23 protein-coding genes are annotated in these 24,473 nt (G+C 65.1%); 20 read left to right on the top strand and 3 right to left on the bottom strand.

The annotated features are described in order from the left end of the window. Window positions 1–52 precede the first annotated feature (52 nt). Together HHL15_RS15135 and HHL15_RS15130 are read right to left on the bottom strand one after the other, a co-directional pair. Entirely contained in the window at window positions 53–1,510 is a 1,458-nt protein-coding gene (locus HHL15_RS15135) for a GTPase domain-containing protein (RefSeq protein ID WP_169146625.1), read from the bottom strand. Continuing rightward, window positions 1,507–2,997, bottom strand: coding sequence for a DUF2868 domain-containing protein (locus tag HHL15_RS15130; RefSeq protein ID WP_169146624.1), 1,491 nt, complete (start codon window positions 2,995–2,997; stop codon window positions 1,507–1,509). Before HHL15_RS15130 ends, HHL15_RS15135 begins: the two co-directional genes overlap by 4 nt. Window positions 2,998–3,256: 259 nt before the next feature. Here HHL15_RS15130 and HHL15_RS15125 point away from each other — a divergent pair, with 259 nt between their 5' ends. From HHL15_RS15125 to HHL15_RS15095, 7 genes are all read left to right on the top strand, one after another. Then, complete coding sequence (locus tag HHL15_RS15125) at window positions 3,257–3,544, top strand: phenol hydroxylase subunit (protein ID WP_235943415.1); 288 nt, start codon at window positions 3,257–3,259, stop codon at window positions 3,542–3,544. Window positions 3,545–3,590: 46 nt separating this feature from the next. Continuing rightward, complete coding sequence (locus HHL15_RS15120; RefSeq protein ID WP_169146623.1) at window positions 3,591–4,589, top strand: aromatic/alkene monooxygenase hydroxylase subunit beta; 999 nt, start codon at window positions 3,591–3,593, stop codon at window positions 4,587–4,589. 11 nt (window positions 4,590–4,600) lie between these two features. After that, window positions 4,601–4,870: an MmoB/DmpM family protein gene (locus HHL15_RS15115; protein WP_169146622.1), complete on the top strand. Its 270-nt coding sequence runs from the start codon at window positions 4,601–4,603 to the stop codon at window positions 4,868–4,870. Window positions 4,871–4,891: 21 nt separating this feature from the next. Continuing rightward, window positions 4,892–6,445 (top strand): aromatic/alkene/methane monooxygenase hydroxylase/oxygenase subunit alpha, encoded by a 1,554-nt coding sequence (locus HHL15_RS15110; protein ID WP_169146621.1) that lies wholly within the window; start codon window positions 4,892–4,894, stop codon window positions 6,443–6,445. Window positions 6,446–6,516: 71 nt separating this feature from the next. Continuing rightward, entirely contained in the window at window positions 6,517–6,876 is a 360-nt protein-coding gene (locus HHL15_RS15105) for a phenol hydroxylase subunit P4 (RefSeq protein WP_169146620.1), read from the top strand. A 1-nt stretch (window position 6,877) separates the two neighbouring features. Then, window positions 6,878–7,933: an NADH:ubiquinone reductase (Na(+)-transporting) subunit F gene (locus HHL15_RS15100; RefSeq protein ID WP_169146619.1), complete on the top strand. Its 1,056-nt coding sequence runs from the start codon at window positions 6,878–6,880 to the stop codon at window positions 7,931–7,933. Between the two features lie 169 nt (window positions 7,934–8,102). Further along, on the top strand, window positions 8,103–9,032 hold the full coding sequence (locus tag HHL15_RS15095) for a catechol 2,3-dioxygenase (protein ID WP_169146618.1): 930 nt from the start codon (window positions 8,103–8,105) through the stop codon (window positions 9,030–9,032). A gap of 64 nt (window positions 9,033–9,096) precedes the next feature. Here the strand turns inward: HHL15_RS15095 and HHL15_RS15090 are convergent, their stop codons facing one another. Further along, complete coding sequence (locus HHL15_RS15090) at window positions 9,097–9,810, bottom strand: FCD domain-containing protein (RefSeq protein WP_169146617.1); 714 nt, start codon at window positions 9,808–9,810, stop codon at window positions 9,097–9,099. A 193-nt stretch (window positions 9,811–10,003) separates the two neighbouring features. On the opposite strand from HHL15_RS15090, the gene HHL15_RS15085 reads away from it, so the two are divergent. From HHL15_RS15085 to HHL15_RS26550, 13 genes are all read left to right on the top strand, one after another. After that, window positions 10,004–10,429: a GlcG/HbpS family heme-binding protein gene (locus HHL15_RS15085; protein WP_169146684.1), complete on the top strand. Its 426-nt coding sequence runs from the start codon at window positions 10,004–10,006 to the stop codon at window positions 10,427–10,429. 28 nt (window positions 10,430–10,457) lie between these two features. Continuing rightward, window positions 10,458–11,318, top strand: a complete 861-nt coding sequence (locus HHL15_RS15080; RefSeq protein WP_169146616.1) for an alpha/beta fold hydrolase — start codon at window positions 10,458–10,460, stop codon at window positions 11,316–11,318. An 8-nt stretch (window positions 11,319–11,326) separates the two neighbouring features. After that, window positions 11,327–12,109, top strand: coding sequence for a 2-oxopent-4-enoate hydratase (gene dmpE / locus HHL15_RS15075; RefSeq protein ID WP_169146615.1), 783 nt, complete (start codon window positions 11,327–11,329; stop codon window positions 12,107–12,109). Between the two features lie 7 nt (window positions 12,110–12,116). After that, the gene (locus HHL15_RS15070) at window positions 12,117–12,911 is read left to right on the top strand and encodes an SDR family NAD(P)-dependent oxidoreductase (RefSeq protein ID WP_169146614.1); all 795 of its coding nucleotides are present in this window, start codon (window positions 12,117–12,119) and stop codon (window positions 12,909–12,911) included. Window positions 12,912–12,930: 19 nt separating this feature from the next. After that, a complete protein-coding gene (locus HHL15_RS15065; protein WP_169146613.1) occupies window positions 12,931–13,848 on the top strand; it encodes an acetaldehyde dehydrogenase (acetylating) in 918 nt (305 codons plus the stop codon). A gap of 10 nt (window positions 13,849–13,858) precedes the next feature. Then, the gene (gene dmpG, locus HHL15_RS15060; protein ID WP_169146612.1) at window positions 13,859–14,890 is read left to right on the top strand and encodes a 4-hydroxy-2-oxovalerate aldolase; all 1,032 of its coding nucleotides are present in this window, start codon (window positions 13,859–13,861) and stop codon (window positions 14,888–14,890) included. After that, window positions 14,887–15,675, top strand: coding sequence for a 2-oxo-3-hexenedioate decarboxylase (gene dmpH, locus HHL15_RS15055; protein WP_169146611.1), 789 nt, complete (start codon window positions 14,887–14,889; stop codon window positions 15,673–15,675). The genes dmpG and dmpH overlap by 4 nt, the downstream gene beginning before the upstream one ends. Before the next feature lie 19 nt (window positions 15,676–15,694). Then, the gene (locus HHL15_RS15050) at window positions 15,695–15,886 is read left to right on the top strand and encodes a 2-hydroxymuconate tautomerase (RefSeq protein WP_169146610.1); all 192 of its coding nucleotides are present in this window, start codon (window positions 15,695–15,697) and stop codon (window positions 15,884–15,886) included. Between the two features lie 167 nt (window positions 15,887–16,053). Continuing rightward, window positions 16,054–17,007 (top strand): WD40/YVTN/BNR-like repeat-containing protein, encoded by a 954-nt coding sequence (locus HHL15_RS15045; RefSeq protein ID WP_169146609.1) that lies wholly within the window; start codon window positions 16,054–16,056, stop codon window positions 17,005–17,007. Between the two features lie 8 nt (window positions 17,008–17,015). Continuing rightward, window positions 17,016–19,406 carry an efflux RND transporter permease subunit gene (locus tag HHL15_RS15040; RefSeq protein WP_169146608.1) on the top strand — a complete coding sequence of 797 codons (2,391 nt, stop codon included), beginning with the start codon at window positions 17,016–17,018 and terminating at the stop codon, window positions 19,404–19,406. A 112-nt stretch (window positions 19,407–19,518) separates the two neighbouring features. After that, complete coding sequence (locus HHL15_RS15035) at window positions 19,519–21,516, top strand: DUF1302 family protein (protein ID WP_169146607.1); 1,998 nt, start codon at window positions 19,519–19,521, stop codon at window positions 21,514–21,516. Window positions 21,517–21,531: 15 nt separating this feature from the next. Continuing rightward, the gene (locus HHL15_RS15030; protein WP_169146606.1) at window positions 21,532–22,839 is read left to right on the top strand and encodes a DUF1329 domain-containing protein; all 1,308 of its coding nucleotides are present in this window, start codon (window positions 21,532–21,534) and stop codon (window positions 22,837–22,839) included. A gap of 102 nt (window positions 22,840–22,941) precedes the next feature. Next, window positions 22,942–24,432, top strand: coding sequence for a methyl-accepting chemotaxis protein (locus tag HHL15_RS26550; protein WP_328825044.1), 1,491 nt, complete (start codon window positions 22,942–22,944; stop codon window positions 24,430–24,432). Window positions 24,433–24,473: the final 41 nt, after the last annotated feature.

The following is a 24,473-nucleotide window of genomic DNA, read 5'->3' as shown; positions in this document are numbered from 1 at the left end:
GCAAGCCTGCCGACTGCTTCTTTCGGGCACGCCGTCACCAGGTTTGGAGGCATCACATGGGAAGGCGTATTCCGGGATAGAGGCGGGACAGCAGTGCACGGGTCGTGTCTGCCAGGATTTCCGCCAGGGCGTCAGGGATTCGTCCCCCACTCTCGTCTGCATTTGCACCGCGCTGGCTCCAGGCCGCGCCGAGTGCTTCCTGTCGCAACTGGAGCTCCTCTTCGATCAGCGGTCTCCAGTGGCCGGGGTATTCACCCTGGCGCCATTCTCCGCGGCCGCGGCCATAGTGGGCCACCGCCAGGTAGCGGAGCAGGGCGGTGACGCTCAGGCGCTGCAGGCTGTCTGAGCTCCAGCGCACTTCGCTGCTGTCTGTGCCTCGCACCAAGTTGACTGCCTTGGCGGCGCCCGCGCTGCCGATGGCCCCCAGTACGGCACCCACCAGGGCGCCGCCACCTAGGGTCAGGCCACCCGCGGCAAGATCTGCTGCCAGGCCTGACAGCGCGCCGGACAAGATCCCGCCCAGCGCGGCGGCACGACCTTCGCCGAGCTTCTCCCTGGCGGCAAAGTCGCTGCTGACCCGGGCAAGGACCTCCTCGGCAGCCCGGCCAGCCAGACCGTGGAGCTCGATGAGCTGATCGGTGGTCCGCCTTACCTCCCGCTCCAGTCTTTCGGCCAGGCGGGCCATGGCCTGCTCGCGAACATCGGAAGTGCCGTCCAGTCCGACGATCTGGCCCAGGCGACGCAGTGAGCCGCCCAGCCCCTCGTCGGACAGGCGTTCATGATCGCGACTGCAGGTGGTGAGGAATTCGCCCAGGATCTCCATGGAGGCCCGGAACTGCTGCAGGCGGCGTTGTCGCCAGGCTTCTTCAAGGCTGTTGAAACTGGCGCGCCTGCTGTCAGGCAAGGCGCTGCCGACCGCGTCGAGCAAGGTGAATTCCTGTACCCAGCAGCGGGCGAAGGCATCCAGCGGGAGCACCCGTTGCACGAAGGGGTGGCCTGCCAGGTGCTGGCGCCAGGCGTCCTCGTCGGCCCTGTCCTGTTCGCCCGGCCGTGGTTCCCCCAGCTGATTGAGCAGCACCAGCACCGGCTTGCCCAGCCAGGCGAGGATCTCCATTTCGGGTGCGACATAGCCGGCGTCGCCGGGACGCTCGCTGGCATTGACCAAGTACAGCACCACGTCCGCCTCTTCTCGGACATTGCGCAGAGCCTGCTGGCTGGACCAGAAAGGACGATCGCGCCAGCGGTCCCAGACCTCGGTGAGGAACCAGCCAACGGGGTTGCCTTGCTGGCGCAGGCGCTGGACCAGCCGCGCGCTGTCGCCAAAGCCGGGGGTGTCCCACAGATCGAGGGCATCGCCCTCGGCAGTTTCGATCATCCGGTAGCGCTCGGCCAGGGCGGTGACATGGGCTTCGTCGCGGATTTCCCCCACATCGCGGCCGATCAGGCTGCGGGCGAGGGTGGTCTTGCCGGTGTTGGTATGCGACACCAGGCTGAGATTGATGGTCGTCACTGGCCACCTCCGTGGCGGGCGTGCCGGTCGAGCAGGGCGCTCAGGCCCTCGGCCAGAGTGGATGGGGCGCCGCCATGCTCGATATCGGCAAAGAGCACGTCGATCCGACGGCCTTCGAGCAGCCGGCTCCAGGCTCTGCGGCGTTCGTCCAGCCGTTCCGGCTGCTTGCCGAAGCGGGACTGGAAGGCCGCTTCGTCCACCAGGGCCGCGACAGGCGTGCCGGCCGGCAAGGCCTTGGCCAGGGCCTCGGCAAAGCGTCCGTGGTTTTCATCCTCGGGGGTCGCACTGAGGGCGAACAGGGCGAGGACCAGGGTCGGCGACCCGTCAGGAAGGATGCTGGAGGGAAGCGCATCCTCGCCGCCGTAGCCCACCTGCGGCGCAATGCTCAATTGGGCGCGGGGGCCGAAGGCACGGCCGAGGGCGTCCTGCAGCAGGAGGGTGGCCTGCGGCGACAGGGTGTAGCTGTAGGGCACCACGTGCAGCCTCGCCGCCTGGCCGCTGAAGGCCCGCTGTAGACGCTGGAAGTAGGCGTCGCCGACGGGCAGGGGAAAGTGGTTTTCCAGGCGTCGGGCCGCCAGGCTGCTGATCAGCGCGAGCACCAGGCGGGGCAGCACGACAAGGATCACGAGGCTGGCGGCGTAGAGATGGATCCAGGGCGCGGCGCTTGCGCCGCTGTGCTCGGGTAGCCGCAGCCCTTCGAGCTGGAGGGCATCGGGGATAGCGATCCCGGTCAGGGCCGAAGCCGGGCCGAGCAGCAGGCTCAGGGCTTGATGTACCTGCCCGGCGGACAGGAAGGTGCTCTCCCAGCCGGCCTGGAACTGGAGCACCAGACCGCGTACGTAGAGGGCGGCGATGGCGCCGAGGGCGAAGGCCGCGGCGGCCAGATGCAGGACCCGCGCGACCCGCCAGGCGGTGAGGGGCAGGGATGCCCGGGCCCATTCGCCGCGGAAGCGCAGGGCCGCGGAGGCCTGGTCAGCCAGCGGTGACTCGGTGAGGGCGCCTCCGAGGCGCGCCACCGCCCGGCCGAGGACTCCGGGTCGGCGCTGGGCGCTCCGGAAGGGCGCGGCCAGGGCATGAGTCAGCAGCAGGGCGTAGGTGAGCAGGTTCCAGGCGATCAGGCCGAGGAGCGGGAAAGCCAGGATATTCACATAGCGGGTCGGTCCCGCCGCATCCATCAGGATGCCGAGGGCGAAGCCGGCGGCCACCAGCACGGCGCCCGTCCAGGAGCGCCAGCGTCCTGTGCCGGTCAGCTTGTGGAACTGGCGGTCCCGGTCGCCCAGGCGCTCCAGCGCAAGCTGGGCGCGGCGGGCCAGGAAGCGGTCGGCGGAGGCATCCTCTCCGACCACCTCGGTGGCGGCGCGGCTCGCCCAGTCGGCGTCGGCTGCATTCCAGTGGGGGGATGCGCCATCGGCACTTTCGAGGCTGCGGACAAGTAGAACCTGGCGGGCGGAGGCTTCGTTCATGGGCGGCGGATGGACGGCGGACATGCAAGTGTACTACCGGAGCGGCAGTCTGGCGGCTCTCGCGCTGCGCCGGGCGGCTTGGTGCGCCTGATCAGGAAGCGGGGCGGGGAGGGCGCCGGCAGGAGGGTTTCACCAGATCATCAAGATGCACCGCAGCATTTGATCAATTGATCTACTCATAAATTCCGCTGTTTTCCTGAATCTCGAGATTGAGCGGAAATATCCTATAGGAATCAGGGGTTTGTTTTTTCGGGCACAGGCCTTGTAAGAGAGTCTCTCCGTGATGTTCCCGATTGAGGAAAAGATGATCGATCCGACAAGTCCGCCGCCGGTAGATGTAAACCGCAAGTATGTGCGGCTGGTGGAGCGGCGACCCGATGGCTTGGTGGAGTTCGAGTTTTCCATTTCGGACCCGGCCCTCTTCGTCGAGATGCTGCTGCCGGAAGCGGCCTACGAGGAGTTCTGCCGGACCAACCGGGTGATCCTGCTGGAAGGCTCCCGTCCCGAGTCGGCCGAAGACGGTGATTTCAACTGGAGCCTCCACGAGGCCACCCACCAACGCTTCAGATAAGCACCCCGGGCCAGGCCCGGCATTTCAATAAGAAGGAGGAGACACAATGCACATCGATCTGCGCACGGTATCCATCAAGCCGCAGCGGCAAACCTTTGACCACATTGCCCGACGCATCGGTCCGGACAAGGCGGCCTCCCGCTACCAGGAAGGCACCCTGGATGTCCAGGCCACTCACAACTTCCACTACCGCCCCACCTGGGCCCCGGAACACGAGATCTTTGATGCCTCCCGCAGCGCCATCAAGATGGCCGACTGGTACGCCTTCAAGGATCCGCGCCAGTTCTATTACGGCGCCTACACCCTGGCCCGCGCCAAGCAGCAGGAGACCGCCGAGTCCAACTTCGATTTCGTTGAAGGCCGCGGCCTGGCCGACACCCTGCCGGCTGAGCTGAGGGACACCGTGCTGAAGCTGCTGCTGCCCCTGCGCCACGCGGCCTGGGGCGGCAACATGAACGGCGCCTTCATCACCGCCTATGGCTACGGCACGGCGCTGACCCAGCCCTGCTTGTACCACTCGATGGACCAGCTGGGCATCGCCCAGTACATCACCCGCGTCGGCCTGCTGCTCGGCGACGACGTGGAGGTGCTCGACGAGGCCAAGAAGCACTGGATGGAAGACAGCGCCTGGCAGGGCCTGCGCCGCTACGTGGAAGACTGCTTCGTGCTGAAGGATCCGCTGGAAGTCTACGTGGCCCAGATGGTGGCGCTCGACGGCCTGCTCTATCCGCTGGTGTACGAAACCATCATCGACAACGTGCTCGCGTCCCAGGGTGGCACCCCCATCGCCATGCTGACCCAGTTCATGACCGACTGGTATGCCGAGACCAGGAAGTGGGTGGATGCCACGGTCAAGACCGCTGCGGCCGAATCCCCCGAGAACAAGGCTCAGTTGGAGAAGTGGATCACCCACTGGCGCGACCGCGCCGCCGCCGCCCTGATGCCCGTCGCCCAGATCGCCCTCGGCGCCCAGGCCGACGCCCTCACCAGCGAGCTGGTTGGTCAGTTCAACGCACGCCTGGCCAAGGCCGGCGTCAGCCTCTGAGAGGAAGCCTCATGTCCAAGGTATTCATCGCCCTGCAGACCAACGACGACACCCGCTCGATCATCCAGGCCATCCTCGCCGACAACCCCCACGCCATCTGCAACGAGCAGCCGGCGATGGTGAAGATCGATGCCGAAGGCTCGCTGACCGTCCGCCGTTCGACCATTGAAGAGCTCATCGGCCGCGATTTCGACCTGCAGGAATTGCACATCAACCTGATTTCCCTCACGGGCCACGTCGACGAGAGCGACGACGAGCTGACCCTGAGCTGGAACAACTGAACCATTTGAGGAGATACGCAGATGGACATGAAAGTCAGCAAGAAGAAGCTGGGCCTCAAGGAAAAGTACCAGCACATGACCCGCGGCCTGGGCTGGGAAACCACCTACCAGTCGATGGACGACGTATTCCCCTTCGTCAAGTATGAAGGCATCAAGATCCATGACTGGGAAAAGTGGGAAGATCCCTTCCGCCTGACCATGGACGCCTACTGGAAATACCAGGCCGAGAAGGAGCGCAAGCTGTACGCGATCATCGACGCCTACGCCCAGAACAATGGCCACCTGTCGGTGACGGACGCCCGCTACATCAATGCGGTGAAGCTCTTCCTCAACGGCATCAGCCCGCTGGAATACATGGCCCACCGCGGCTTTGCGATGACCGGCCGCCAGTTTCCCGGTGTCGGCCCGCGGGTCGCCTGCCTGATGCAGTCGCTGGACGAGATCCGTCACGCCCAGACCCAGATCCACTCCATCTCCAACTACAACAAGTACTACAACGGCTTCCACGAGTATCGCCACATGCTCGAGCGCGTGTGGTACCTGTCGGTGCCGCGCTCCTTCTTCGACGACGCGGTGACCGCCGGCCCCTTCGAGTTCATGGTGGCGATCGGTTTCAGCTTCGAATACGTGCTGACCAACCTGCTGTTCGTGCCCTTTGTGTCCGGCGCGGCCTACAACGGCGACATGGGCACCATGACCTTCGGCTTCTCGGCCCAGTCCGATGAAGCCCGGCACATGACCCTGGGCCTCGAGGTCATCAAGTTCATCCTCGAGCAGGACCCTGACAACCTGCCCATCGTCCAGCAATGGATCGACAAGTGGACCTGGCGCGGCTACCGCGTGCTGACCCTGGTTGGCATGATGATGGACTACATGCTGCCCAAGCGGATCATGAGCTGGAAGGAGGCCTGGGAGGTTTACTTCGAGGAGAACGGTGGCGCCCTGTTCAAGGACCTGGCCCGCTACGGCATCCGCCCGCCCAAGTGGCTGGACCAGATCGAGCAGGACAAGGACCACATCTCCCACCAGGCCTGGGCGACCTTCTACAACTACGCCGCGGCGTGCAACTTCCACACCTGGATTCCCACCGACGACGAACTGGACTGGCTGTCCCAGAAGTACCCCAACAGCTTCGACAAGTACTACCGGCCGCGCCTTGAGCACTGGCGTGAAGAGGCCAAGAAGGGCAATCGCTTCTACAACAAGACGTTGCCCATGCTTTGCCAGACCTGCCAGATCCCGATGATCTTCACCGAGCCAGGCGACCCCACCCAGATCTGCTACCGCGAGGTCGACTACAAGGACAACAAGTACCACTTCTGCTCCGACGGCTGTAAGGAGATCTTCGAGCACGAGCCGGAGAAGTACATCCAGGCCTGGCTGCCGGTGCACCAGATCTACCAGGGCAACTGCTTCAACGAGGGAGTCGATCCGACAGCCGAGGGCTTCGACCCCCTGGCCGCGGTGCTGGATTACTACCACCTCAACTTTGGTCGCGACAACCTCGACTTCGAAGGCTCGGAAGACCAGAAGAACTTCGACGAATGGCGCGGCATGGCCACCAAGAACGTCTGATGCCCCGAGGGGGGTAGGCCCGGCCTGCTCCCCGGTAGCGCAGTGATATCAAGATATAAGAGGAGACAAAAATGGGCGTTGCCGCCATCAAGGAATATGAATTCGAAGCTGCCGACCGGCTCGAGAACTTTCACGGCAACCAGCTGCTGTACATCGGCTGGGACCAGCACCTGATGTTCTGTGCCCCGTTCTGCCTGCCCATGCCGCCGAACATGCGCTTTGGCGACATCATCGAGAAGGTGCTGCCCGGCGTGTTCGGCTACCACCCGGACTTTGCCAAGATCGACTGGAGCAAGGTCGAATGGCTCAAGTCCAGCCAGCCCTGGCAGGCCGACTTCAACAAGACCCTGGCCGAGCTCGGGCTCAAGCACAAGGACGTGCTGCGCTTCCGCACGCCCGGCCTGACGGGCATCAAGGGTTCGGCGAGCTGACATGTCCTACGAACTGACCATCGAGCCCCTGGGCCAGACCATCGAGGTCGAGGACGGCCAGAGCATCCTCGACGCTGCCCTGCGGGCCGGTATCTGGCTGCCCCATGCCTGTTGTCACGGCCTGTGTGCCACCTGCAAGGTGCAGGTGACCGATGGCGAGGTCGATCATGGCGAGGCCTCCAGCTTCGCCCTGATGGACTTCGAGCGGACCGAGGGCAAGACCCTGGCCTGCTGCGCGCGCCTGGAGTCCGACGTGACCATCGAGGCCGAGATCGACGAGGAGCCCGACGCCGAGTCCATCCCGGTGAAGGACTTCCCCGGCACGGTGAGCCGCATAGAGAAGCTCACGCCCACCATCAAGGGCATCTTCATCGAGCTGGACGAGGCCATCCATTTCCAGGCCGGCCAGTACATCAACCTGGACATTCCCGGCCTCGGCATCAGCCGCGCCTTCTCCCTGGCCAATGCGCCAGGCGGGAGCAAGGAAGTGGAGCTTAACGTGCGTATCGTGCCAGGCGGCACCGGCACCGGCTATCTGCACGAGAACCTCGCGGTGGGCGACCGGGTGAAGTTCTCCGGCCCCTACGGCCGTTTCTTCGTGCGCAAGTCGGCCAATGCGCCATTGATCTTCATGGCCGGTGGCTCCGGCTTGTCGAGTCCGCGCAGCATGATCCTCGACCTGCTGGGCGAGGGCTGCGACCTGCCGATCACACTGGTGTATGGCCAGCGCAGCCGGGCCGAGTTGTACTACCACGACGAGTTCCAGGCCCTGGCCGACAAGCACGCCAACTTCAAGTATGTGCCGGCCCTGTCCGACGAAGCGGCCGACTCCGACTGGGCGGGTTTCCGTGGCTACGTGCATGAGGCAGCCAAGGCGCACTTCGACAATGATTTCCGCGGCCACAAGGCTTACCTGTGCGGTCCGCCGATGATGATCGATGCCTGCATCTCGACGCTGATGCAAGGGCGCCTGTTCGAAAACGACATCTACACGGAGAAGTTCTTCTCTGCGGCAGATGCGCAGCAGGTAAGAAGCCCGCTTTTCAAGCGGGTGTAAGGCTACGCCCCCGGCAGGGACAGAGAACAGATCGCCTTCACACAACAAGAGGATCCGGCAGCCACTGGCCGACCGGACCGGCGATCCAGATCGATGTCGTGCGCTCACCGCCCGAGCAGTAATGCGCCGGGCGGTGGGCGCATATCAGGAAGTTTGAGGAGACGAGACGATGGCAATGACTGGCGTGCTGCGCCCCGGCCACATGCAACTGCGCGTGCTGGACCTGGAAGAAGGTATCAACCATTACAAGAACGTGCTGGGCCTGGTGGAAACCGGCCGTGATGCCCAGGGCCGGGTGTACTTCAAGGCCTGGGACGAGCGGGACCACAACAGCCTGATCTTGCGCCAGGCCGATTCGGCTGGCATGGACTTCTTCGCCTTCAAGGTCGCCGACAAGGCCACCCTTGAAAAGCTGGATGCCGACCTGAAGGCCTATGGCGTTGCCACCGAGAGGATTCCCGCCGGCGAGCTGCTTGAGACCGGCGAGCGCGTGCGCTTCATGATTCCTTCCGGCCATGCCATCGAGCTTTACGCCGAGAAGACCGACGTGGGCAATGGCATGCAGTACGTGAACCCGGACCCGTGGACGCCCGACGCCGAGCGCGGCATCGCCCCGGTGCGTCTGGACCACGCGCTGCTGTACGGCCCGGACATCGAGAAGGTGCAGAAGCTCTTCGTGGACGTGCTGGGCTTCTACCTGGTCGAGCGGGTGCTGATGGAAGACGGCAAGACCGACCTGGCGATCTGGCTGTCGTGCTCCCACAAGGCCCACGACATCGCCCTGGTGCGCCACCCGGAGCCGGGCAAGCTGCACCACGTGTCCTTCCTGCTGGAGAGCTGGGAGAAGGTGCTGCGTGCCGCCGACATCATGTCGATGAACAAGGTGTCGATCGACATCGGGCCGACCCGCCACGGGGTGACCCGCGGTACCACCATCTATGCCTTCGACCCGTCGGGCAACCGCTTCGAGACCTTCTGCGGCGGCTATCAACCTTATCCGGACTACGCCCCCATCACCTGGACCTGGGAAGAGGTGGGGACCGGCGTCTTCTACCACGATCGAAAGCTGAACGAGCGCTTCCTGACGGTTGTTTCCTGAACCTTGGGGAGAGCGCTCTGCCTCCGCCCCGGCCGGGTGCGGAGGCAGGCTGCAGGGCCGCTCATCAGCGGCTGATGAGATCCTCCGGGAGGCGCCTGACGGCCTCCAGGGTGCGCATGATGTGCTCGGTCAGGATGCGGGTGGCCTCGGCGGTATTGCGCGCCAGCGCGGCATCCACGATGGCCTGGTGTTCGGCATGCACATCCCGCGGGATGGGCTGACGGAACAGGGACAGGCGCCGATAGCGCTCGGACTGGTGATAAAGGATGTTCTGGAAATGACGGATCCAGCGCGAAGGGCAGGCGGCGATGAGCACCTCATGGAAGGCACGGTTGCGCTGCTCCCACTCTTCACGGCTGCACTTGCCGCCATCGCCGAGCTTGTCCTCGGCGCGGGACAGGAGATGGAAGGACGCGACCACGCTGGCCTCCCAGGCGTCGTCGCCCAGCTCGATGGATTGCTGCAAGGCCGAGGTTTCGAGCAGCACGCGGGTACGGGTGATGTCCTCGAAGTCGTCCAGAGAGATCGGTGCGACGCGGAAGCCGCGCTGCCCCTGAGCCACCACGAGGGCGTCGGTGGCCAGCAACTGGAGGGCTTCGCGCAGGGTGCCCGCGCCGACCTCGTACTGGTCCTTCAGGTGTTCCACGCGCAGCTTGTCACCTGGGCGATGCACGCCCTCGATGATGTCGCGGCGCAATTGACGATAGGCCGCTTCGGCGAGGGTCTTGGGTTGCTCGTCCTCGGTGATGGATTCGGGAGGAATGGCAATTTCGTTCATGGTGTGGTGTTCCGCTATTCAATGCCGATCGTTGGATCGGGGAATGGTCTTTATTTTAGCCCAAGGGGCTTATTCCGATCATAGACAAAAATCTCGAGAAAAGGTATTGACGTCGAGATAGGAACAAAATATCGTTCTAGCAGTAAAACGATAAAGGATGGGAGATATGAACGAAAAGACCAATTTCTCCGAATTGACTGTGGCCGTCGGCCAGTCGGTCATTTCCGCCGAAGCTGCGGCGGTCGCCCTGAAGGCGGCCATTGCCCACGCGGAGAGCATCGGTGTCCGCATCAATGTGGCGGTGAGCGACAGTGGCGGCAATCTCGCCGGCTTTCTGCGCATGCCCGGAGCCTTCATCCAGTCCATCGATATCGCCATCGACAAGGCCTATACGGCAGCTGGCTTCGGCTTCTCCACCAAAGACTGGATGAAGCTGATCGGTCACGATGAGGGCATGAAGTTCGGTTTCTCGGCCCGGCCGCGCCTGGTGGTGTTCGGCGGTGGCCTGCCGATCCGCGTGAACGGCGAGCTGATCGGCGGCATCGGCGTGTCCGGTGCCTCAGAGGCCCAGGATGAAGAATGCGCCCGCGCCGCACTGACTGCCATCGGCGCCGAATGACACGGCTGACGCACAGGAGCCCGCTTCGATGAGCAGCATTCCCTCTTCCCCGGAAATCGGCCGCTCCGTCCTCGCGGCGGGACGCCAGACCAATGTCCACGACCTGGGCGGCGGCGAGCCGGTGCTGCTCATCCACGGCTCCGGCCCCGGTGTCACTGCCTGGGCCAACTGGCGGCTGGTGATGCCGGCCCTGGCCGAAGCGCGCCGGGTCATCGCCCCGGACATGGCCGGCTTCGGCTACACCGAGCGCCGTCCGGACGACGAATACTCCATGGACAACTGGGTGAGCCACGCCATCGGCGTGCTCGACGCCCTGGACATAGAACGTACCGACCTGGTGGGCAATTCCTTCGGCGGCGCCATTGCCCTGGCCATGGCCATCCGCCACCCGGAGCGGGTCCGCCGCCTGGTGTTGATGGGCAGTGTCGGCGTCGATTTCGAGATCACCCCGGCTCTCGACGCGGTATGGGGCTACCAGCCATCGCTCGAGGCTATGCGTGGCCTGCTCGACCTGTTCGCCTACGACCGCGGCCTGGTCAATGACGATCTGGCCCGCCTGCGCTACGAGGCGAGCATCCGCCCCGGCTTCCACGAGTCCTTCTCCGCCATGTTCCCGGCTCCGCGCCAGCGCTGGGTGGATGCCATGGCCAGCGCCGAGGCGGATATCCGCGCGCTGCCGAACCAGACCCTGGTGATCCACGGCCGGGAAGACAAGGTGATCCCGCTGCAGACCTCGCAGACGCTGTCGAGCTGGATCCCCCGCGCCCAGTTGCATGTGTTCGGCCAGTGCGGGCACTGGACCCAGATCGAACACGCCGGCCGCTTTGCCCGCCTCGTCACCGACTTCCTGAGCGAAGCCCTGGACGACGAACCCCAACCGCTTTCCTGAGACCTCCCATGGACAAGTCCCTGATCACCCGGCTTGGCGACGAACTCTACGATGCGCTCGTCGCCCGCCAGACCCTGGTTCCGCTCACCCAGCGCCATCCCGAGATCACCATCGAGGATGCCTACCAGATCCAGCAGCAGATGATCGCCCGGCGCCTCGCCGCCGGCGAGCGCGTTGTCGGCAAGAAGATCGGTGTCACCTCCAAGGTTGTCATGGACATGCTGGACGTGCGCCAGCCCGACTTCGGCTGGCTGCTCGACGGCATGGTCTACAACGAGGGCCAGTCCATCCCCGCCGACAGCCTGATCCAGCCCCGCGCCGAAGGCGAGATCGCCTTCCTGCTCAAGAAGGATCTCACCGGCCCCGGCGTCACCGCGTCGGACGTGCTGGCCGCCACCGAGGGCGTGATGGCCTGTTTCGAGATCGTCGACAGCCGTATCCAGGACTGGAAGATCCGCATCCAGGACACCGTGGCGGACAATGCGTCCTGTGGCGTACTGGTGCTGGGCGACCGCATGGTCGACCCGCGCAAGGTCGACCTGGCCACCTGCGGCATGGTCCTCGAAAAGAACGGCGAGATCGTCGGCACCGGCTCCGGCGCCGCGGCCCTGGGCCACCCCTGCAACGCCATGGCCTGGCTGGCCAACACCCTGGGCCGCCTGGGCATCAGCCTCAAGGCGGGCGACATCGTCCTGTCCGGCTCCTTGGCGGCGCTGATTCCGGTCAAGGCCGGCGACAACCTGCGGGTCACCATCGGCGGCATCGGTGGTTGTTCCGTCCGTTTCAACTGAGGTTTCCATGGATCTGCAACTCACGGGCAAGCGTGCCCTCGTCACCGGCTCCACCGCAGGCATCGGCTTTGCCATCGCCTGCCAGCTTGCAGCGGAAGGCGCCGAAGTGGTCATCAATGGCCGCAGCCGCTCCGGTGTATCGGCTGCGGTGGCCCGGCTCATCGAAGCGGTGCCCGGTGCCCGCGTCTCGGGTGTGGCTGCCGACCTCTCCGGTGCCACGGGCTGTGAGGCCTTGGTGGCTGCCTGTCCGGAGGTGGACATCCTCGTCAACAACCTCGGCATCTTCGATCCGCGGCCCTTCGAGGAAATCCAGGATGTCGAGTGGTTCAATTTCTTCGAAACCAATGTGATGAGCGGGGTGCGCCTGTCCCGTGCCTATCTGCCGGCCATGAAGTCCCGCGACTGGGGGCGCATCGTCTTCATCTCCAGCGAATCCGGCGTGTGCCCGCCGGCCGAGATGGTGCATTACGGCATGAGTAAGTCCGCCCAGTTGTCGGTGGCGCGCGGCATCGCGGAGACCTGTGTCGGCTCCGGCGTCACGGTCAATTCCGTGCTGCCCGGCCCGACCCGTACCGAAGGTGTGGGCACCTTCTTCGGCCGTCTGGCGGAAGAGCAGGGCGTGTCCCTCGAGCAGGCAGAGAAGGACTTCTTCGCCAATGCCCGACCCACCTCGATCATCAAGCGATTCATCGAACCCGCGGAGGTGGCGAACCTCGTCGCCTACGTATGCAGTCCCCTTGCATCTGCCACCCACGGCGCGGCCCTGCGGGTCGAAGGCGGTGTGGTGCGCAGCATGGTTTAACAGAGAAGGAAATCTTGCGATGAGCAACAAGATCAAATGCGCCCTGATCGGCCCCGGCAACATCGGTACCGACCTGCTGGCCAAACTGCAGCGCAGCCCGGTGCTGGAGCCGGTGTGGATGGTGGGCATTGACCCGGAATCGGACGGTCTCAAGCGGGCCCGCGAGATGGGCCTCAAGACCACCGCCGAAGGCGTGGACGGGCTGCTGCCGCACATCAAGGCCGACGGCGTGCAGATCGCCTTCGACGCCACCAGCGCCTACGTGCATGCCGAGAACAGCCGCAAGCTCAATGAACTGGGCGTGCTGATGATCGACCTGACCCCCGCCGCCATCGGCCCCTACTGCGTGCCGCCGGTGAACCTGGTCGAGCACGTGGGCCAGCGGGAGATGAACGTGAACATGGTCACCTGTGGTGGCCAGGCGACGATCCCGATGGTCGCCGCAATCAGCCGCGTGCAGCCGGTGGAATACGGCGAGATCATCGCCACCGTGTCGAGCAAGAGCGCCGGCCCGGGCACGCGCAAGAACATCGACGAATTCACCCGCACCACCGCCGGGGCGGTCGAGAAGGTCGGCGGCGCCAAGAAGGGCAAGGCCATCATCATCATCAACCCGGCCGAACCCCCGCTGATCATGCGCGACACGGTGCACTGCCTGGTCGAGGGCGAACCGCAGCGCGATGCGATCACCGCCTCCATCCACGCCATGATCAAAGAAGTGCAGAAATACGTGCCCGGCTACCGCCTGGTGAACGGCCCGGTGTTCGACGGCAACCGCGTGTCGGTCTTCCTCGAAGTGGAAGGCCTGGGCGACTACCTGCCCAAGTACGCCGGCAACCTGGACATCATGACCGCCGCCGCCGCCCGCACCGCCGAAATGTTCGCCGAGGCCATCCTGGCCGGTGATCTCAAGCTCGCACCTGTTGTCGCCGCGTAAGGAGCAGACCATGGAACTCAAAGGCAAGAAAGTCACCGTTCATGACATGACCCTGCGTGACGGCATGCACCCCAAGCGTCACCTGATGTCCCTCGAACAGATGAAGAGCATCGCCACCGGCCTCGACGCCGCCGGCGTGCCGCTGATCGAGGTGACCCACGGCGACGGCCTGGGCGGCAGCTCGGTGAACTACGGTTTCCCGGCCCACACCGACGAGGAATACCTGTCCACCGTCATCCCGCTGATGAAGCAGGCCAAGGTCTCGGCCCTGCTCCTGCCGGGCATCGGCACCGTCGATCACCTGCGCATGGCCAAGGACCTGGGCGTCAACACCATCCGCGTGGCCACCCACTGCACCGAGGCCGATGTGTCCGAACAGCACATCACCCTGGCCAGGAAGCTCGACATGGACACCGTCGGCTTTTTGATGATGAGCCACATGAACAGCCCCGAAGGGCTGGTCACCCAGGCCAAGCTGATGGAAAGCTACGGCGCCAACTGCATCTACGTCACCGACTCGGCCGGCCACCTGCTGCCCGACGGCGTGAAGGCGCGCCTGAGCGCCGTGCGCGCGGCCCTCAAGCCGGAGACCGAGCTGGGCTTCCACGGCCACCACAACCTGGCCATGGGCGTGGCCAACAGCATCGCCGCCATCGAAGTGGGCGCCACGCGCATCGACGCGGCCGCCGCCGGCCTCGGCGCCGGGGCCGGTAACACCCCGATGGAGGTGCTGATCGCCGTGTGCAGCCTGATGGGCATCGAGACCGGGGTGGATGTGGCCAAGATCACCGACGTGGCCGAAGACCTGGTGATCCCGATCATGGACTTCCCGATCCGTATCGACCGCGATGCCCTCACGCTGGGCTACGCCGGCGTGTATGGCTCCTTCCTGCTCTTTGCCAAGCGCGCCTCGGTGAAGTACGGCATCCCGGCCCGCGACATCCTGGTCGAACTCGGCCGCCGCGGCATGGTGGGTGGGCAGGAGGACATGATCGAGGATACGGCCATCACCATGGCACGGGCGCGGGGCCTGAGCGTATGAAGCTCGACCAGGCCACCATTGCCCGGCTCGCCGAGTACCTCGAGACCTGTGAGCTCGAGGCCCGTGATACGCCCAAGATCACCGACGAGTACCCGGACATGGACTGGGACGATGCCTACGCGATCCAGGACAGCATCCGGGCCCGCAAGATCGCCCGTGGCACCCGCATCGTCGGCCTCAAGGCCGGCCTGACGTCCTTCGCCAAGATGAAGCAGATGGGGGTCGAGACGCCGGTCTTCGGTTTCATCACCGACTACGGCTCTATTCCCGATGGCGGCGAAGTGAAGGTGTCGGAGCTGATCCACCCGAAGATCGAGCCGGAGATCGCCTTCGTCATGAAGCGCGCCCTCAAGGGGCCCGGCTGCCACATCGGCGCCGTGCTGGCGGCCACCGACTTCGTGATCCCGGGCATGGAGGTCATCGATAGCCGCTATCGCGACTTCAAGTTCGACCTGAAGAGCGTGATCGCCGACAACACCTCGTCCGCGCGCTTCGTGGTCGGTGGCCTGCCGCAGGCGGTGAGCGAGGTGGATCTGCGCACCGTGGGCATCGTCATGGAAAAGAACGGCGAGCCGGTGGCCTTTGGCGCGGGTGCTGCCGTCCTGGGGCACCCGGCGGCGGCCATCGCTGCGCTGGCCAACCACCTGGGCGCGCGGGGTGAAGAGATTCCGGCCGGCGCCCTGATCCTCTCCGGTGGCATCACCGAGGCGGTGGCCGTGCAGGCTGGCGACAGCGTCACGCTGCGGGTCCAGGGCATGGGTTCGGTGTCCATCCGCTTCAAATAAAACCTCAGGGAGAAGAAGCATGCCGTTCGCGCAAATCTACATGATTGAAGGCCGTACCGAAGAGCAGAAGCGTGCGGTGATCGAGAAGGTCACCCAGGCACTGCACGAAGCGGTCGGTGCGCCGAAGGAAAACGTTCGCGTCTGGATCCACGATGTGCCCAAGGAGAACTGGGGCATCGCCGGTGTCAGCGCGAAGGACCTCGGCCGCTAGTTCCAGGCTTGCCGTAGCACCGGACGGGTAGCGGGGGGCCTGAGGGCTCCCGGCACCCGCCACACAGGGAACCCCGATAAACGGGGTCGGGCCTTGTTGCGCCCAAAAAATAGAATAAAGCTGGAGGAGACCCAGTGAACACCACAAGAATATGCCGTGCACTTCGCATGGCAGGCATTGCCCTAGGCGCGTCCTGGCTTGCCGGATGCACCAGTCAGACCGATCTTTCCGCCGTTGCCGTGGAAGCTGCCAAGCCCGTGCAGCGCTACGACATCACCCAGGCCCTGGCCAGCAATGGCAAGGTCGTGGTGGCCGGCACCCAGAGCGGAGCGGTTCTCGTCTCCGCCGACCAGGGCCGCAGCTGGAGGCGCGAGATGCTCGGCGGCGCTTCGCTGATCGGCATCACCCACTGCCCTGATGGCAGCTTCGTGGCCATCGATTTCTATCGTCGGGTCTGGTCGGCGGATGCCGCCGGCGCCGGCTGGAAATCCTCCCCCTTCGACAAGCCCCGCATCCCCTTGGCGATCAGCTGCGACAGCAAGGGCCGGTGGTGGATCGCCGGTACCGGCGCCACCCTGGCGGTGAGTGCCGACGCGGGCGCCACCTGGACGGTGACCGATCTGGCCGAAGACGCCCAGCTCACCGGCATCCAGATGGTGGATGAGACCCACGGTTTCGCCACCGGTGAATTCGGCCTGGTCGCCACCACCAGCGACGGCGGCACCACCTGGAGCCGCGGCAGCAAGATGCCGGACGAGTTCTACCCCTACGCGACCTTGTTTACGAGCCCCGGCGAAGGCTGGGCAAGCGGCATCGCCGGCCAGATCCTGCATACGGCAGATGGTGGCAAGACCTGGAACAAGCAGGCCAACACGACCCGCGCGGCCCTGTACCGGCTGTTCATGCACGAAGGCACGCCCCACGGCGTCGGCGCCGGTGGCGTCGTGGCCCGGCTGGAAGGTGACACCTGGCGCAGCGTGCCCTACCCGGACGCGGTACCGGTCTTCCTGGGCGCTGCCGCGTCCCTGCCCGAACAGCACGCCATCATCGCAGGGGGCCCCGGTGGGCTGCTGCGCGTGATTGGTACCCAGGCCGACAAGGCCTCCGCTTCCGCTCGTTGAGACCCATCATGGTCAGCCAATCACGCCATCGTCTTACCCACGCCCTGCACCGGGCCGAGGAATGGATCTTCGCCAATCCGAAGATCGTCCTTGCCCTGGTCCTGATCGTCACCGCCCTTTTTGGAGCTGCCCTGCCCAAGCTGCGGATCTATTCAGACTTCGCCGACCTGCTGCCCCAGAACCACCCCTACATCCAGACCTATAACCGCCTGAAGGAGAATTTCGGCGGCGCCAACATGATCGTCATGGCGGTGGAAGTGGAGAAGGGGACCATCTTCAACGACGAAACCCTGGCCTTGATCCACAAGGCCACCCAGGGTGTGGACGATCTGCCCGGGGTCAACCACAACCTGGTGTCCAGCCTGAGCCACCGTACCGCCCGCAAGATCTTCCTGGACGAGCAGGGGGGCTTTGCCTCGGAGTCCTACTACGATCCGATGAAGACCACCCGCACGGTGGCTGAGCTGGAGCAACTCAAGAAGGACGTGATCGCCAACCCGACGATCTACGGCCTGCTGGTGTCCCCCGATCTGAAGGCGGCCCTGATCAAGGCGCAGCTCAACGAAGCGGACATCGACTACCCGAAGACCTTCGAAGCCCTGCAGAAGGTGCGCGAGTCCCTGTCCATCCCAGGCCACAAGATCTACGTCACCGGCAATCCGGTGCTGACCGGCTGGGTGTACACCTACCTGGCCCAGATCGTCGAGATCCTGGCCTGGACCCTGGCGCTGATCACCTTCCTGCTGATCGTGTATTTCCGCCGCTTCTACGGCATTGCGCTGCCGCTGCTGGGCATTGCCCTGTCGTCGATCTGGGGCCTCGGCTTCATGGCGATCATGGGGATCAATCTGGAACCCCTGTCGCTGCCTATCCCCTTCCTGATCGCCGCCCGCGCCACCTCCCACGGGGTGCAGCTGGTGGTGCGCTATTACGAGGAACTGGCCATCGTCAAGAATGGCCAGAAGGCGGCCCGCAATGCGCTTGACGCCCTGTTCCGGCCGGGCTCGCTGGCGATCATCGTGGATGCGGTGGGCATCGCCGTGCTGGTGCTGGGAGCCGCGCCCTTCAACCACAAGCTCGGTGTGGCTGCCGGCTTCTGGGGCTTCTCGGTGATCTTCACGGTGCACTTCATGGTACCCCTGGCCCTCACCGTGCTGCCGGCGCCGAAGAACACCGTCAATGCCAACGAAGGCGTGCGCAACTTCCTCGGCGCGGCCATGGCCCGCACCGGCGGGACTGACGGCGGTGCCCGCAGCATCCTGCTGCTGACCCTGATCGGTGCGATCGGTGGCCTCTACTTCGTCGGCAAGGTGCAGCTGGGCGAGTCCGAGCCGGGCTCTCCGCTGCTCCACCTCGACCACGACTACAACGTGTCCACCAAGGCCATCAACACGCGCTTCCCGGGCTCCGAAGAGCTCCACGTGCTGATGCGCACCGACGAGAAGGGCGGCATCAAGCGGCCCGAGGTGATGGCGGCGATCGAGCGCTTCCAGGCGCACATGATGTCCGACCCGACCCTGGGCGGCGCCAAGGCGATTCCCGGTGTGCTGCGGGTGGTGAACAAGCTGACCCACAACGACGATCCGCGCTGGATGCAGGTGCCGGACACCGCCGATGAAGTGGGTGGCCTGATGTTCGCCTACATGGCGGCCAGCCCGATCCCCGGCGCCCTCAAGGAGTTCGTGAACGCCGACGAGAACGAGGCGAACATGGTCTTCTATTACAAGGACCACCAGGCCGACACCATCCAGCGGGTGGTGGCCCTGGCCGAGGAGGGCAAGAAGAAGCTCGAAGCCGAGGTCAAGGGCATCCACATCGAGCTGGGCGGCGGCATCGTCGGCGTGACTGCGGCAGGCAACCAGGCCCTGCACACCGACCACATGATCATCATCCCGACCGTCATGCTGATCGCCTTCGTGATCGTCATGATCTATTACAGCTCGGTCCACGCCGGCTGGTTGATGGTCCTGCCGATGCTCTTCGCCACCCTGATGACCTACGCCTACATGGGCGCCGCCAACATCGGCATCAGCGTCAATACGGTGCCGGTGATCGCCGTCGGCGTGGGGGTCGGCATCGACTATGCGGTGTATTTCATGGACCGCATCCGCGAGGAATACGCCTCACTGCAGGACATCAAGCAGGCGGTGATCCGCGCGGTGGCCACCACCGGCTACGCCGTGTCCTTCACCGCGGTGACCCTGATCGCCGGGGTTGTCATGTGGATTTTCATGTCGGACCTGCGCTTCCAGTCGGATGCGGCAGTGCTGCTGTCCTTCATGCTGATTGTGAACGCCATCGCCGCGGTGCTGATCGTGCCGTCCTGGTGCGTGGTGTTCAAACCGAAGTTCGTGACCGCAGCCCATTACGACGCAGACGGGGTGCTGGAAAACGACTGACGGCCGGGGCCCGGGGGAGGGGTCTTGCACACATCCCCGTCCCCGGCCGCGCCGATTTAGGGAGGGCGGCCCGCAGCAGGGCCGCAATCGGTAAAACCAAGGAGGAGACACCATGAGAAACAGATCAAACCGGAAAGTACCGGTCCTCAGCCTCACCGCCCTGGCGGTGGCTGCCGCAATGCCGGCCTTCGCCCAGGACAACCTGCCCGACATGGGCAGCTCCAGCGAGCCCTGGCAGGTGGATACCTACTACGAGAACCACACCGCATTCCGTGGCCGCGACAACACGGGCAAGGTCGTCGGCCTGTCCAAGTTCCGCAACACCCTGCAGGTCGAGGCAGACAAGAAGCTGTCCGGCGGCTGGGTCTTCCACAGCGTCCTGCGCGGCAGCTGGGACGGCGTCTATCGCATGAACAAAGGCCAGTACGGCGAAGATGCCGGCGGCTCCATCGGCGCCCAGAGCACCCTGGGCGGCAGCCTGGCGGACGTGCCCTGGGGCAGCACCTCGCCGGCCGGCCCGTTGGGCTATTCGGCAGTGGCGGGCCTGGGCTACCCGGGCTCGGCCAACAACAAGTTCATGGATGCCTACCCGAACAACCCCAATGAAGGGCTGCGCGTGCTCGGCGACCGCTGGCACAACGTGAATGGCGGCGTTGCCTTCGCCACCCCGGTGCGCCCGTGCAACGTGGACCGCCGCGGCTGTACCGACTTTGGCGGCTATGGCGACAAGAACACCAGCGAGCTGGAATTCCCCGAGTTCAACAGCCGCCTGGACTTCATCCGCGAGGCCTACGTCAAGAACAGCCTGGACATCGGCGGTGGCCAGGAGCTCTTCCTGAAGCTCGGCAAGCAGCAGGTGGTGTGGGGCCGTACCGACCTGTTCCGCGTGCTCGACGTGATCAACCCGGTCGACTATTCGCGCAACAACATCTACGACGAGCTGCAGGACATCCGCATCCCGATGTGGATCGCCCAGGCCGAATGGCGCATGGGTGCCTCCGAGTCCATGCAGGACCGCAACCTGCAACTGATCTGGAACTTCGACCAGTTCCGCGCCAACAACCTGGGCCAGTGCGGCACCGCCAACGTGGCGCTGGACGCGGGCTGCTTCTTCCGCGGCATGCGGACCCTGTGGGACTACGGCGGCACCGTCTCCAACTTTGCCAACGTCGGCCCCGACACCTACCTGGCCACCAACTTCGGCCCGGGGCAGATCGGTCTGGCCAATGTGAACCTGCCCAAGTGGAGCCTGGCCAACACCCAGATCGGCGGCAAGTTCGAGGGCGTGACCATGGGCGGCCTGAACTTCTCCGTGAATGCCCTGCATTACCGCTCCCAGCTGCCGTCCCTGCATGGCGGCAAGCGGGCCATCAACTCCTTCACCGGCCAATACCAGGACGCCTGGCCCTACCTGATCTCCTTCGACATGCACTTCCCGCGGGTCAACCTGCTGGGCGGCTCGATGGACTTCCAGTCCGAGGCGCTGGGTGCGGCCTTCCGTTTCGAAGGTGCGATGACCTGGGGTGAGGAGTTCGCCAACACCAACCGTCCCGAGCTGTACTCCAAGAACCGTGTGTGGCGCAGCGTGATCGGGGTGGACCGGCCGACCTTCGTGTCGTGGATCAACCCGCACCGCACCACCTTGTTCTCCGCCCAACTGTTCTGGCAGCACATCTTCGATCACGAGCGTGTCGATGGCGGTGTCGGCGATCGCGGCATTCCCGACTTCAAGGACAACTTCATCGGCACCCTGCTGATGAAGGGCTTCCTGGCCGGCGACCGGATCAGCCCGCAGCTGATCATTGCCCGCGACTTCCGTTCCCGCACCCATGCCATCGCCCCGGCGCTGGAGTGGAGCACCACCGACAAGCTCAAGTTCACCTTCGGCGCCAACTTCAAGGGCGGCTCCAACGGTGGCAATTCCTTCGACGACTGCCGTTCCTGCAACCCGTTCGCGCCTTACACCGCCGGCACCTATCCGGGTGACCCGATGACGGCCTATTCCCGCGGCCTGTCCGGCATGGAACCCCTGGGCCGCTTCCGCGCCGGCCCCATCGGCTCCGCCATCCGGGAAGACGAAATCTTCCTGACCATGCGCTACAAGTTCTGATCGAGGAGACACACAATGAAGAAAACCCTGATTGCAGCCACCGTGGCCCTGCTGGCCACCGGTTTTGCCCAAGCCAGCACCGAGGCGGATGTCGAAAACACCTTCAACCCCTACAAGGGCGGCTTCCCGAAGGTGAACGGCCTCAACCCCGGCACCGTGATCAACAAGGCCAACGCCGATCAGTTCAAGGATGCCATCCCCGCCGGTGTGTTCAAGCTCTTGAAGGACGGCATGTTCGAGATCAAGGTGGGCCCGACCACCCAGTTCGAACTCTCCAAGGCCTACATCGACGCCACCCGCAAGAACCTGGGCAAGGCCAAGCTGGGCGCCAAGAACGGCGACCTGGAAGGCTACGTGGCCGGCCGTCCCTTCCCCGAAGAGCCGGATGCCAAGGACCCGCGTGCTGGCGAAAAGCTCGCCTGGAACTACAAGTACGGCGTGAACTGGGGTGACGGCGCGGCCATCTCCCCGTTCTACTGGAAGTACCGCAACATGCAGAGCGGCCAGGTGGAAAAGACCATCAAGTTCAACTTCCACTTCCTGAACTTCAAGCACCGGGTGAAGGATGCGCCGGTGCCCGAAGTGACGCCGAACCCCTCCGAGCTGTTCCGCGCCATCTACGTGAAGGCCCTCGATCCTCAGGATCTGAAGAACACCCAGCTCCTCATCCAGCGCTACGAGGATGACCAGAAGCTCGACGACGCCTACCTCTATCTGGGCTTCCAGCGCCGCGTGCGCCGCCTGGCCACCGGTCAGACCACCGACGCCTTCCTCGGCTCCGACCTGATGATCGAGGACTTCGAGGGTTACAACGGCCGCATCTCCGACATGAAGTGGACCTACAAGGGCACCAAGAACGTGATCCTGCCCATGTGGAACCACAACGAGCTGAAGCTGGCCACCGACATGCCGGCCGAGGCCGATGGCTACAAGTACGTGGACTTCGGCGGCCAGGGCGGCTGCTTCCACAACGCCACCTGGCAGCTGCGCAAGGTCTATGTGCTGGAAGCCGCGCCGGTCAATGCCAACCATCCGGTCAGCAAGCGCGTGTTCTACATGGACGCCCAGCTCGGCAACCTGAACGGCGCCAACGAGATCTACGACCGCAAGGGTGAGCTGTGGAAGGTCTTCATGGTCGGCAAGTCCCACCCGGACAGCCACCTGCCGATCAACAAGGGTTCCGGCATCGGCATCGATGACGCCTTCTCTATGGTGGATGTGCAGAGCAAGCACTGCACCACCGGCCAGTTCAAGGGCCAGGTCGATCCCAAGCTGAACCCGCCCTCCATGTTCCAGGTTCAATACATGCGCGGCGGCGACTGATCCTCCAGTCCCGGCCTGTGGGGCCAGCTGGCGGAGTGTCCGCCGGCTGGCCTTTTTTTCACCCGGGCTTTCACCCGGACACGCATTGTGATGAAGACAGATATGCGCATTTTTGGAATCTTCCGGATCTTCCTGTTGCTGGTACTCGCCCTGGGTACCGCGTTCGCCGCCGGCGCGACAAGCGGCGGCCTGCAGATCGGGCTGGCGCTTGCGGCCCTGCTGCTCGGGGCTGCGCCCTTGCTCCTCCTGGGCCGGACGCAGTCGGTCCAGCCCCAGCTGGACGCCATCCGTTGCCTGCTCGACGATCCCAGCCCCGCGGCGGATGCGGCCGACTCCGTGCGCAAGCTCGAAGGCCTGCTCCAGCAGAAGGTGGCCGCCGCCGGGCGCATCGGCGAGCTGACGCGCGACCTGATGGTGTCCTCCGGAACGTTGGTGTCCTCATTCACCGACGTGGTGCAGGCCGCCGACCAGCAGTCGGAGCTGGCCATCGCGGCGTCGACGACGGTGGAGGGCATGGCCGGTGGTATCAGCGCCGTCTCGGCCGAGGCGACCCGCCTGCTGGCCATCGCCGCCGAGGCCCATGAGCGGGCCTCCAGCGGAGGCGGGCGGGTGGCCCTGATGTCGGACGGGGTGCGTGATCTGGCCGGTGTGATGGAGACAGTCGGACGGGAGTTCTCGGCGGTCCACGCGCATATCGAGCAGATCGGCAAGATCGTCCAGATCATCCAGGCGATCGCCAGCCAGACCAATCTGCTGGCCCTCAATGCGGCCATCGAGGCCGCCCGGGCCGGCGAGCAGGGCAGAGGTTTCGCCGTGGTGGCCGACGAAGTGCGCAAGCTGGCCGAGCGGACCAGCGAGGCGACGGTGAGCGTCGGCGAGATCATCTCGGCCATCGAGAGCGGCAGCGAGGGGCTCAACGTCCTGCTCGCCGGCGTGCAGGCCAAGGCCGGCGCCAGCGCCGAAAGCAGCGGCGAGGCAGCCGGGACCCTGGTGGCCATCGCCGAAGGCGCCCGCCACACCATGGCCGCGGTGCAGGATATCGTCGGCCGTGCCAACAACGAAGCCTCGTCCGGCGGGCGACTGGTGGAGGAGATGGGCGGCGTCGCGGGCCTGGCCCGCACCCTGGATCAACGCGTCAATGGTTGCGATAGCGGCCTGCGCCAGCTGATGACCGGGCTGGTGGAGCTGAATGCCCTCAGCGTGGAGATCGACGTGCGGCGCGATGCGTTGCGTGTGCTCCTCGACGCCATCGAGGAGATCCGCACCAACAGCATCCTGGTGGTCAATTCCCGCAACCGGGAGCAGGTGCTGCCCCACGTGGAGCGGATCGCGGCGCTCGACCGGGTGCTCGACGCCCAACTGCCGGAGATCGCGCGGAGCGCGCCGGACGAAAGCGCGGTGCGCGCGCTGCAGCTGTTCAAGGACGCCCTGGGGAGCTATCGCCAGGTGCGTGGCCGGATGCTGCAGAAGGCCCAGGCCGGTGATCTGCTGTGGGTGCGGACGACCGGCATCGCCGATGTGCGGCCAAGCTTCAAGGCACTCAAGGACGCCTACGCCGCCCTCGCCGCGGCCTGCCGCAAGGTGACTGCATGAAGCGCCTGCCGGCGGCCTTGTGGCTGCCGGCAGGGGCTGTT

Origin of the sequence: Zoogloea dura, from assembly GCF_012927165.1 — a bacterium.
Lineage (GTDB): Bacteria > Pseudomonadota > Gammaproteobacteria > Burkholderiales > Rhodocyclaceae > Zoogloea > Zoogloea dura.
This window is presented reverse-complemented; position numbering and strand designations above follow the sequence as displayed.

Excerpts from the sequence above, each read along its gene's own strand:
- HHL15_RS15035 (WP_169146607.1), top strand. The coding sequence starts at position 19,519 with ATGAGAAACAGATCAAACCGGAAAGTACCGGTCCTCAGCCTCACCGCC.
- HHL15_RS15100 (WP_169146619.1), top strand. The coding sequence starts at position 6,878 with ATGTCCTACGAACTGACCATCGAGCCCCTGGGCCAGACCATCGAGGTC.
- HHL15_RS15105 (WP_169146620.1), top strand. The coding sequence starts at position 6,517 with ATGGGCGTTGCCGCCATCAAGGAATATGAATTCGAAGCTGCCGACCGG.
- HHL15_RS15125 (WP_235943415.1), top strand. The coding sequence starts at position 3,257 with ATGTTCCCGATTGAGGAAAAGATGATCGATCCGACAAGTCCGCCGCCG.
- HHL15_RS15130 (WP_169146624.1), bottom strand. The coding sequence starts at position 2,997 with ATGTCCGCCGTCCATCCGCCGCCCATGAACGAAGCCTCCGCCCGCCAG.
- HHL15_RS15050 (WP_169146610.1), top strand. The coding sequence starts at position 15,695 with ATGCCGTTCGCGCAAATCTACATGATTGAAGGCCGTACCGAAGAGCAG.
- HHL15_RS15070 (WP_169146614.1), top strand. The coding sequence starts at position 12,117 with ATGGATCTGCAACTCACGGGCAAGCGTGCCCTCGTCACCGGCTCCACC.
- HHL15_RS15110 (WP_169146621.1), top strand. The coding sequence starts at position 4,892 with ATGGACATGAAAGTCAGCAAGAAGAAGCTGGGCCTCAAGGAAAAGTAC.
- HHL15_RS15045 (WP_169146609.1), top strand. The coding sequence starts at position 16,054 with ATGGCAGGCATTGCCCTAGGCGCGTCCTGGCTTGCCGGATGCACCAGT.
- HHL15_RS15115 (WP_169146622.1), top strand. The coding sequence starts at position 4,601 with ATGTCCAAGGTATTCATCGCCCTGCAGACCAACGACGACACCCGCTCG.
- HHL15_RS15030 (WP_169146606.1), top strand. The coding sequence starts at position 21,532 with ATGAAGAAAACCCTGATTGCAGCCACCGTGGCCCTGCTGGCCACCGGT.
- HHL15_RS15040 (WP_169146608.1), top strand. The coding sequence starts at position 17,016 with ATGGTCAGCCAATCACGCCATCGTCTTACCCACGCCCTGCACCGGGCC.
- HHL15_RS15120 (WP_169146623.1), top strand. The coding sequence starts at position 3,591 with ATGCACATCGATCTGCGCACGGTATCCATCAAGCCGCAGCGGCAAACC.
- HHL15_RS15065 (WP_169146613.1), top strand. The coding sequence starts at position 12,931 with ATGAGCAACAAGATCAAATGCGCCCTGATCGGCCCCGGCAACATCGGT.
- dmpH (WP_169146611.1), top strand. The coding sequence starts at position 14,887 with ATGAAGCTCGACCAGGCCACCATTGCCCGGCTCGCCGAGTACCTCGAG.
- HHL15_RS15090 (WP_169146617.1), bottom strand. The coding sequence starts at position 9,810 with ATGAACGAAATTGCCATTCCTCCCGAATCCATCACCGAGGACGAGCAA.
- dmpE (WP_169146615.1), top strand. The coding sequence starts at position 11,327 with ATGGACAAGTCCCTGATCACCCGGCTTGGCGACGAACTCTACGATGCG.
- HHL15_RS15080 (WP_169146616.1), top strand. The coding sequence starts at position 10,458 with ATGAGCAGCATTCCCTCTTCCCCGGAAATCGGCCGCTCCGTCCTCGCG.
- HHL15_RS15095 (WP_169146618.1), top strand. The coding sequence starts at position 8,103 with ATGGCAATGACTGGCGTGCTGCGCCCCGGCCACATGCAACTGCGCGTG.
- HHL15_RS26550 (WP_328825044.1), top strand. The coding sequence starts at position 22,942 with ATGCGCATTTTTGGAATCTTCCGGATCTTCCTGTTGCTGGTACTCGCC.
- dmpG (WP_169146612.1), top strand. The coding sequence starts at position 13,859 with ATGGAACTCAAAGGCAAGAAAGTCACCGTTCATGACATGACCCTGCGT.